Source organism: Dyadobacter sp. (assembly GCF_051859145.1).
Lineage (GTDB): Bacteria > Bacteroidota > Bacteroidia > Cytophagales > Spirosomataceae > Dyadobacter.
Genome location: NZ_JBHYGF010000586.1, coordinates 15970 through 20247 on the forward strand (window position 1 = coordinate 15970; position 4278 = coordinate 20247).

General features: G+C 52.7%; 2 protein-coding genes and 1 pseudogene. All 3 read right to left on the reverse strand.

What is annotated here, in order from left to right; translation table 11 throughout:
* Positions 1-51: 51 nt before the first annotated feature.
* Positions 52-2370, reverse strand: a complete 2319-nt coding sequence (locus ACTIE6_RS25385; protein ID WP_439559285.1) for a glucuronyl esterase domain-containing protein — start codon at positions 2368-2370, stop codon at positions 52-54.
* Positions 2371-2395: 25 nt separating this feature from the next.
* Positions 2396-3916: a RagB/SusD family nutrient uptake outer membrane protein gene (locus ACTIE6_RS25390; RefSeq protein ID WP_439559286.1), complete on the reverse strand. Its 1521-nt coding sequence runs from the start codon at positions 3914-3916 to the stop codon at positions 2396-2398.
* An 18-nt stretch (positions 3917-3934) separates the two neighbouring features.
* Positions 3935-4278: pseudogene (locus ACTIE6_RS25395) on the reverse strand (SusC/RagA family TonB-linked outer membrane protein); the annotation flags it as partial.

Sequence of the window (4278 nt, forward strand, 5' to 3'; positions counted from 1 at the left end):
CAGATTATTCAAAGGAAAGCAGCTGCCCTACAAGGCAGCTGCTTCAAAGATTTATTTCGCAAAGAAATCAGCGATTTGTGCGGACATTTCTGGTGTGATCCTGTTAATTTCTTCGGGATAACTTACTACTAAATTAGCGCTTGCATTGCCCGTTGCATACACAGCTTCCGCTTTTTTCATGGTTGCGCGAACTGCCGGAATGCTGCTGTACCTGTCGAGCGTAGGCGCGATGACCAGCAGTTGTTTGGGCGCAATGCACGAAATGATTTCGGCCAAATCCACCGGCGTGTCCTGCGGTTTTTTGGCATAGTAGCCCAGCTTTGGCATCAAGCCGTGCCAGTCGGCGATACTCCGGATCGATTCGTGCGTCGCATCAGATTCGCGCCAGGGGGAGAATGCGGCGACGGTTGCCAGTCCGGCGACGCGGGTATCCTGGGCCGCAGTGAGGATTGCCGCCATTCCGCCCACCGTGTTGCCCAGCAGGAAAATCCGGTTTGAATCAATCTCAGGAAAGGTGCTCAATGCATCCATGCAGGCTTTTGTATCGCTCACAATCTTGCCCATTTTAGACCATTCCGGGAAACGCTCGTAGAAGTAGCGGGCTTCCTCCATTCTTGTCCCGAAACCAAACAGATCGAGCGCGAATACAGCAAATCCCCGGTCGGTGAATGTCTGGAATAACCTGCTGTTTCCCTGCCTTTCTGTACTGTATCCATGCGCATAGCCGTGCGCGTAAGCGTATTCGTGCAAGTATATCACGACCGGTATTTTGCCGTTTGCAGGTACTTTTTTCTTGCCAGTTTCGTCCGCCGGATAGTAAACCGTAGCTGCCACATGGTCGCCCAGAGCTGTATATGGTCCCAAATGTTCGGCAACAGCGCCTTTCACAACCGGCCTGCCGGTGATCCTGTCAATCCAGTCTATACGGGAAGATTCTGTTACGGCAACCTTGTCCGGGCGTACGCCCGACGGTTCCTCGCCCAGCAACCATTGCAGGTTTTTCAGGATAGCGGCTTTCTGGCTTTGCGCTTTGGCAGGATCTAAATGCACCGGCTTCAATTGCGCAGCTTGGGAAGCTTGCCCTGCATGTGTTTCGGCCCATTTGTTGTATTCAAAATCAAATTGCAGTTCAGTCCGCCAGGGGATGTTATTTCTTCCAAATTGCTTGTCCAGGAAGTCAATGCACCGGGCTACGTCACGCGCTGCCACGGCGTGTTCGCCCATGCGCGGGGCCAGCGCAATATGCTCGGGTACGCCCAGGAAGGCGAACACTTTTCGTGCTGAATGGTAGCTCTGCTCGCTTGCCCAGGGATTCAGCTGCTGTTCTACCACGGAATATTGAAATACCACACTGCGGGGCGCGATGAGTGAAATCAGCAGGTTTTGGTCAATTGGCAACTTGTCTTCCCGCCCGAAGAAAAACCGCAGCCGCGGATGAAACCAATGTGCTGCATTGGAAGCAATGTCATCGAGCGTTTGATTTACATACTGCGGGTCGCTCATCCGAAATGGCGTGATGCCGCCGGTACCGCAGCTGCTGGATACCACCGCGGCAATGCGCTCGTCGAATGCACCGGCCCAGAGCGCCTGCTTTCCATTGCGGGAGTGACCGGCAATCGCGATTTTCTTCGCGTCCACTTCCTTTCGCGTAACCAGGTAATCGATCACGCGCGAAGCTCCCCAGGCGCGGCGCATCAATGCGGTGAAATCGTATTCGGGATAAAGTGCCTGGTATGCTTGCGTATCATCTTTTGTGTCGGCGCCGGCATACACACAGCCTATGTAACCCCGCCTCACAGCCATTTGCGCCCAGTTTCGGTGCGTCCAGGGCGCCATGTACACGGGAAACGGTCCCTTGCCGGCCGGGATCATCAGCTCAAATGTCATTTTGGCTGCATTGTTTTTGCCAAATCTCACCTCTACCATTTCAATGCGGGTACCTCCGTCGGTTTTCTCCGAAAGTACTTTTACTTCAAAGGTTTTGGGGGCAGGGGGTACCTTCCCTGAAACCCAGTGCTGATATTCTTTTTTGATCCATTCGCGCCTCGCTTCCCATTCGGCCCTGGTGCGAACAGGGTAGGATTTTCCATTACTTATAGTAACCAGCGGCTCGGGCAAATACGGCGCGGAGGGCATTGCTGAAAAGTCGGGTGGCAACTCGCCGGTGCGGTGCAGCCAGTCGAGCCAGGTGCTGTCCTGTACCGTAATGCGGCGACTGATCCCATGCCGGTGATCTTTCGGCTCGTTGATTTTGAGGCTTTCCTGCAGATACTGCCTGCGTCTTTGCAGGTCGGGCTGGGCAGCTACTTCGCTACCCAGCCCAACCGCAACCACCAGGCAGGCAATTATTGAAATCGCGCTGGCCTTCATAATACAGATTTAAAGTTTGACAGTCCTAAAACGAGTAATGCGGATTTTGTTCAAGTGATTTGTTCTTATCCCAGGCTTCTCTCGGAATAGGAAACAGGATCGGTACGGTGGATAACCAGGGTTTTTTGTCGATTTCCAGCGTTGCAAAATTAGGCCTGTTGGCTTTGATGAACGAGATAAAACGGCCGCGGCGGTTCAGGTCAGAGAATGCGCCCACCGGCTCCCAGATGAACTCCATCCGGCGCTCGTAGAAAATGGCATCCAGTACCGCGTCTTTTCCAAGGTTTGTCGCCTTCGGTTCGAGTCCGGCACGTGTGCGGATTTTGTTGACCAGCTGCATTGCTTCTGCTGATTTCCCGGTTTCGTTCAAGGCTTCGGCATAGTTGAGCAACACCTCGGCAAAGCGCAAAACGGGCGTATTTACACCGGAGTTGGTAGGTGCCGGCGCTTCCCAGTATTTGGTTACGATAAATCCGGTACGCGACCAGCCTGCCGGTACCTGCGCGGGCATCACAAAATCTTTGATATCCTGGTGCGCCTCGCCCGGACCGATAATTACATCCCAGTAACGCTTGTCTTTGATCTTGCCGGCAGCATCTTTTTCAAATGCATTTACCCAATGTTGCTGCGGTACAAAATTACTCCACGCGGCGCTTCCGGTATAAACCGAAGGCGCTCCCCTCGGGGCAGTTCTTTTAACGAGGTTATTACCCTCCGCATCTACCGAAGTACGGAACTGCGTTGAAAACAGGATCTCCTTGTTGTTCTCATTGCTTTCACGGAACACATCCCTGAATTTGGGCAGCAGGTCGTGGGTGTTGGTAGCGATAATTTGCTCGCTGTATTTCACCGCATCTGCCCATTTTTGCTGCCAGAGCGAAGCTTTTACGAGGTAACCCAATGCAGCTGTGCTGGTCGCGCGGCCTACATTTGCGCCTGTCCAGGTAGCTGGTAATGTAGCTGCCGCTTCTTTCAGGTCAGATTCGATCAGTGCCCACACTTCTGCTGCTGATGCACGCGGAATATCCAGTTTGGAAGTAGCATTCAGTTCTTCGGTAACCAATGGAACACCACCCCAGTAACTCACCAGGCGGTAGTAAAAAAGGCTTCTCAGAAATTTGGCCTGCGCTACAATGCTGGCCTGTTTTGCCGGATCAAGGTTAGTCATCGCAGACACGCGGCCGATCACGATATTGGCCCGCCCGATTCCCTGATAAGCACCCTGGTACACGTCGCGCAAAATGGTATTGTTGGAAGGTAAGCTCAGTGAATGCAGCTCGATACGGTTGGCGCTGCCGTCCATTTCGTACATATCACCCGCCATCGCCCATTCAATGTCCGCCGCGTCACGTACATTGCTGAACGTTTCTTCGCGCTGTAAAATGGCGTAGATACCGGTCAGCGAAGCCTGGGCGTCGGATTCTGTGAGGAAAAAGTTGGCGTCGGTGAGTATATCCTTTGGAGTAAGTGTTAAAAACTGATCACCGCAGGAAGCCAGCGAAGTGGCAACCAGAAATGTGCCGATGTATTTGATATATTTATTCATGTTGTTCAGGATTTAAGATTAAAAACCAAAGCTCACGCCGACCATAAATGTTCTCGGCTGCGGATAAACGCCGTTATCCACGCCCGACTGCAATGGGTCAACGCTGCCTATCTCGGGATCAAACCCGGAATATTTGGTGAATGTGAACAGATTTTGCGCGCTCACATAAATCCGCGCGCTTTGAAATGCGCGTGTTTTGGCGAGAAGGTCCTGCGGGATCCTGTATCCGAGCGTCACGTTCCTGATCCGCATGTAATCACCGTCCTCTACATAGAATGACGAACTGTTCGCGTAGTTTCCGTTTGCATCCACGTAGGCGAGACGGGGGATTTCATTCTTTCCGCTGCCCGGTGTCCATCTTT